This is a genomic window from Streptomyces durbertensis, from assembly GCF_014156695.1.
In the GTDB taxonomy this organism is placed as follows: Bacteria; Actinomycetota; Actinomycetes; order Streptomycetales; family Streptomycetaceae; genus Streptomyces; species Streptomyces durbertensis.
The window spans coordinates 1-4,631 of the sequence record NZ_WMLF01000431.1 but is presented as its reverse complement, the minus strand read 5'-3'; the positions used below and the strand labels follow the sequence as shown (position 1 = coordinate 4,631).

Here is a 4,631-nt window from a genome sequence, read left to right as displayed (position 1 = left end):
GGGGAGCGCGTTGTCGTCGCCGGCGACCCGGTTCGCCTTCAGCGTGCCGCAGGTGAGGCACTGGTGGACGAGCAGCCACTCGCCGTCCTCGCGCACGGAGAGGCTGAGCGCGGTCATCCGGCCGCCGCACTCCTCGGCGCGGTCGCCGGGGACGCGCCCGTCGACGTGGCGGCTGGTGAGGCAGTGCGGGCAGTGGTTGCGGTGGGCGGTGCCGGGCGCGTCGACGGGCACGTCGAGGCGGCAGCCGACGCACCGGAAGGCGTCGCCCGGCTCGCCGCGCCGGCCGTGCAGCACGTCCTTGCGGCGTTGCGGCCGGCGGTCGCCGCTGGCCCTGCGGCCGTCGGAGTTCCGGCGGGTGCCGGATGTTCTGCGGCCGGCGGAGTCCCGGCGGTCACCGGAGGTTCTGCGTGGCATGGTGGTCACCGCCCCTTCACAGGTCGCCGAACGCTTCGAGCGGGAAAGGTGGTTGGGCCAGCGGCCGGACGGCCGTGCGCATCAGCACCAGTTGGTTGTCGTCGACGCACACCGGGCTGGAGGTCAGCTCGTGGCAGCGCACGCAGCGGTGGATGACCGCCCAACGGCCGTCGCGCAGCACGGCGATGGAGATCGGTGCCATGCGGGCGCCGCAGTCGGACGGCCCGCCGGCGGCCTGGTCGACGAGGTGGCGCGAGTACAGGCAGCTCGGGCAGTGGTTGCGGCGTTCGCCGTCGGGGGAGAACGTGGTGACGGTCAGCCCGCAGCGTACGCAGTCGAACGTGTCGGTGCGCAGCACTGGCGGGGTGGTGCTCTTGGTGTTGTCGGACACCCGGGTTACTCCTTGCTGGGTTCAGGAACTCTCAAGCAGCAGGAGCAGGCCGAGCGGGCCTCGTGTGGCCTGGGCCGTCGGTCGGGCCGCAGGCGCGGGGAAGCTGGGCAGCGGTGGACGGTCGGTCAGCGGACGGGGGCGTCCGTGGCCGCGTCGCGGCGAGGCGCGCTCGGCGCGGGCCGGGTCATAAACACTTCTCTCCAGGGCCGGGCGGCCCGGTAGGGGAGCGCGGGGTGCGCGGCGCTCCGGGGTCACGTCGTCGGGACCGTAGCAACCGCCGCCGTCCGCGCTCCACCGGTTTTTCCGGCAGGATCGACGGCATGAGCCGACAGCCGATTCAACTCGCCGACGCCTACGCCTCGTTCACCGAACTGTGGAGTCCGCGCATCGTCGCCCAGGTCAACGACTACGACGTCCGCATCGCCAAGGTCGAGGGCGAGCACGTGTGGCACGCGCACGACCACACCGACGAGTTCTTCCTTGTCGTCGAGGGCGAGCTGGGTATCGCCCTGAGGGACGGGGAACCGGTCGCCGACGGCCGCCCGGCCGAGCGGGTGGTGACGTTGGAGCGCGGGTCCGTGTTTGTCGTTCCGCGCGGCGTCGAGCACCGGCCGTTCTCCGAGGGCGGGGCGTCGCTGCTGCTGTTCGAGCCGACGGGCACGCTGACGGTCGGGGACCGGCACGACGAGGTGCCCGACCACGTGGACGCCACCACCGGCCACCGGCTGAGCTGAGGCGCCCGCCTTCAGCCGGTGGCTGCCGGGGCCATGCGGCGTCGGCCCCAGTCGCCGAGGGGGCCAAGCGCCTCGTTGAGGTGGTGGCCCTCTTCGGTGAGGCTGTACTCGACGACGCGGGGTGGTTCCGCGACGACCACCGCGCGGCGCACGATGCCGTCGCGTTCGAGTTCGCGCAGGTGTTGGGTGAGGACCTTCTCCGAGGCGCCCACCACACGCCGCAGCTCGCCGAAGCGGCACGTTCCGTGTTCGTCGAGCGCCCACAGGATGAGCACCTTCCACTTGCCGCTGATGACGTGCATCGCGGCGTCGAGCCCGCACTGGAACCGCTGCTCGGCCATGTAGCCCCCGTCGCCCCCGTCGTTCCTCGTCGACCCCAAGTGTCCCGCATTGAACAGACCTTCGGGTAACCACGCACCTTCGGGTAACCACGCACTTCGAAGTGCGTTCTTGATCGTTTAGGGGGCCCGTTCGAGGCTGGGGGCATGACAGGAGAAGCGAAGAAGGCGGACGGTTCGGGCAGCGATGTGAGTGTGCTCGGACTCGGGGCGATGGGCCGAGAGCTGGCACGGGCGCTGCTCGACGCGGGGCATCGGGTGACGGTCTGGAACAGGACGGCGGCCCGGGCGGAGCCGCTGGTGGACAAGGGGGCGCTGGCGGCGGGTTCGCCGGCCGAGGCGGTGGGCGCGAGTCCGCTGACGGTCGTCTGTCTGCTGGACGAGGACAGCGTGCTGGACGTGCTGGACGGCGTCGAGCTCGCCGGCCGGGACGTCGTTGACCTGACCAACGGCACGCCCGGGCAGGCCCGGCGCGTGGCCGAGCTGGTGCGCGCCCGGGGCGGCGGTTACCTGGACGGCGGCATCATGGCCGTACCGCCCATGATCGGCGGCCCGCACGCCTTCCTCTACTACAGCGGCAGCGAACGCGTCTTCCGCGAGTACCGCGCGCTGCTGGACGCGTTCGGCGCCGGCCACTACAAGGGTGCGGACCCGGGGGCGGCCGCGCTGTGGGACGTGGCGCTGCTCAGTGCGATGTACGGGATGTTCGGCGGGGTGCTGCACGCCTTCGCACTGGTGCGCTCGGCGGGGATCGACGCCCGCGAGGTGGCCGGTGACGTCGGGACATGGCTGGCGGCGATGGGCGCCGCCGCGCCGGAGTACGCGCGCCGGATCGACACGGGCGACCACACCGGCGACGTGGTGTCCAACCTGGGGATGCAGGCCGCCGGCATCAGAAACGTTCTGGCCACCGCCGAGGAGCAGGGCGTCAGCACCGCGCTGCTCAGCCCCCTCGCGGACTTCATGCGGCTGCGGCTTGCCGGCGGAGACCACGCCACCGAAGACCTGACCGGCCTTGTCCAACTCCTCGCTCCGGGAGCGGAGTTGGCTGCCCAGCCGGGCGCGAAGTGAGAGGCGCGCGGAAACTCGCCGCCCGAGGCGGAAACCGTTTGACTTGAAGTTATGTTGAGGTCCTAGCGTGAGCGCCATGACTTCCGACAGCAAGCATTCCGACACCGTTGCCGCGCCACGACGCGCGGGCAGGCGGGAGTGGATCGGGCTGGCCGTGCTGGCCATGCCGACCCTGTTGATCTCCCTCGACATGACCGTGCTGCACCTCGCGGTGCCGCACCTGAGCGCCGATCTGCGGCCGAGCAGCGCGCAACTGCTGTGGATCGTGGACATCTACGGCTTCCTGATCGCCGGCTCGCTGATCACCATGGGCACGCTCGGCGACCGCATCGGACGCCGGAAGCTCCTGATGATCGGCGGCGCCGCGTTCGGCGCCGCGTCCGTGCTGGCGGCCGTCGCGAGCAGTCCCGGCCAACTGATCGCCGCCCGCGCGGTGCTGGGCCTGGCCGGGGCGACGCTGATGCCGTCCACGATGTCGCTGATCCGCAACATGTTCCACGACCCGAAGCAGCGGACGGTGGCCATCAGCGTGTGGCTGTCCAGCTTCATGCTGGGCGCCGGCGCCGGACCGCTGGTCGGCGGTGCGATGCTGGAGCACTTCTGGTGGGGCTCGGTGTTCCTGCTGAACGTGCCCGTGATGGTGGTGCTCCTGGCCGCCGGTCCGCTGCTGCTGCCGGAGTTCAAGGACCCGGTGCCGGGCCGGCTGGACGTGCTGAGCGCCGTGCTGTCGCTGGTGACGGTCCTCTCCTTCGTGTACGGCATCAAGAAGACGGCCGAGCACGGGCTGAGTCTGGTCCCGGTGCTGGCGATGGCGGCCGGGCTGGCGGTCGGTGCGGTCTTCCTGCGGCGGCAGCGCCGTCAGCGGCAGCCGTTCGTCGACCTGCGGCTGTTCGCCAACCGCGGCTTCACGATCTCGCTCGCGGCGGTGGGACTCACGGTGTTCGCCAGCGGCGGCATGATGTTCTTCATCGGCCAGTACCTGCAGATGGTGCTCGGCCTGTCGCCGTTCCAGGCGGGCCTGTACGGGCTGCCGGGCGTGCTCGCCGGACTGGTGACGATCCTCGGGGCGCCGGTGCTGCTGCGGCTGATGCGGCACGCGTACCTGATGGGTGCCGGTCTGCTGGTGTCGGTCGTCGGCGTGCTGATGCTGGCGCAGGTCGGCCCTGACTCCTCGGCGGCCACGGTGATCGCCGCGCTGGTCGTGCTGCACCTGGGTTTCGGCCCCACGATGGCGCTCGGCACCGACATGATCATCGCGGGTGCGCCGCCGGAGCGGGCCGGCACGGCCTCCGCGCTGTCCGAGACCGGCACGGAGATGGGCATGGCCCTGGGCATCGCGGTGATCGGCAGCGCCGGCACCGCCGTCTACCGCTCGCAGATGACGGACGGCCTGCCGGCCGGGGTGCCGGCGGACGCCGCGGGCCCCGCGCTGGACACCATCGGAGGTGCGGCGGCCGTCGCCGAACGGCTGCCGGCCGAGGTGGGCGGCGCGCTGATGGACGCCGCCGGGAAGGCGTTCGTGAGCGGACTCCACCTGACGGCGTACGTGAGCGCCGCGATGATCACGGTGATCGCCGTCCTGGTGACCGTCCTGCTGCGCGACGTGCGCCCCGGCGACGGCGGCCACGGCGAACCCGTCACCGGCTCCCCGACCCCGACCACCCCGGACGCGGTCACCACGCC

6 protein-coding genes are annotated in these 4,631 nt (G+C 72.0%); 3 read left to right on the top strand and 3 right to left on the bottom strand.

Annotation, left to right across the window (positions count from 1 at the left end):
- Both GL263_RS22010 and GL263_RS22005 read right to left on the bottom strand, forming a co-directional pair.
- Nucleotides 1–414, bottom strand: a 414-nt coding sequence (locus GL263_RS22010) for an RNHCP domain-containing protein (protein ID WP_182857480.1), incomplete at its 3' end; no start/stop codon positions are given.
- 16 nt (nt 415–430) lie between these two features.
- Nucleotides 431–805, bottom strand: coding sequence for an RNHCP domain-containing protein (locus tag GL263_RS22005; RefSeq protein ID WP_182857479.1), 375 nt, complete (start codon nt 803–805; stop codon nt 431–433).
- Nucleotides 806–1,125: 320 nt separating this feature from the next.
- Here GL263_RS22005 and GL263_RS22000 point away from each other — a divergent pair, with 320 nt between their 5' ends.
- Nucleotides 1,126–1,539: a cupin domain-containing protein gene (locus GL263_RS22000; protein WP_182857478.1), complete on the top strand. Its 414-nt coding sequence runs from the start codon at nt 1,126–1,128 to the stop codon at nt 1,537–1,539.
- An 11-nt stretch (nt 1,540–1,550) separates the two neighbouring features.
- Here the strand turns inward: GL263_RS22000 and GL263_RS21995 are convergent, their stop codons facing one another.
- Nucleotides 1,551–1,880, bottom strand: coding sequence for a winged helix-turn-helix transcriptional regulator (locus GL263_RS21995; protein ID WP_182857477.1), 330 nt, complete (start codon nt 1,878–1,880; stop codon nt 1,551–1,553).
- A gap of 144 nt (nt 1,881–2,024) precedes the next feature.
- Here GL263_RS21995 and GL263_RS21990 point away from each other — a divergent pair, with 144 nt between their 5' ends.
- Nucleotides 2,025–2,948, top strand: coding sequence for an NAD(P)-dependent oxidoreductase (locus GL263_RS21990; RefSeq protein WP_182857476.1), 924 nt, complete (start codon nt 2,025–2,027; stop codon nt 2,946–2,948).
- Between the two features lie 76 nt (nt 2,949–3,024).
- Nucleotides 3,025–4,631: MFS transporter (locus tag GL263_RS21985; protein WP_182857475.1), on the top strand; the 1,607-nt coding region annotated here is incomplete at its 3' end.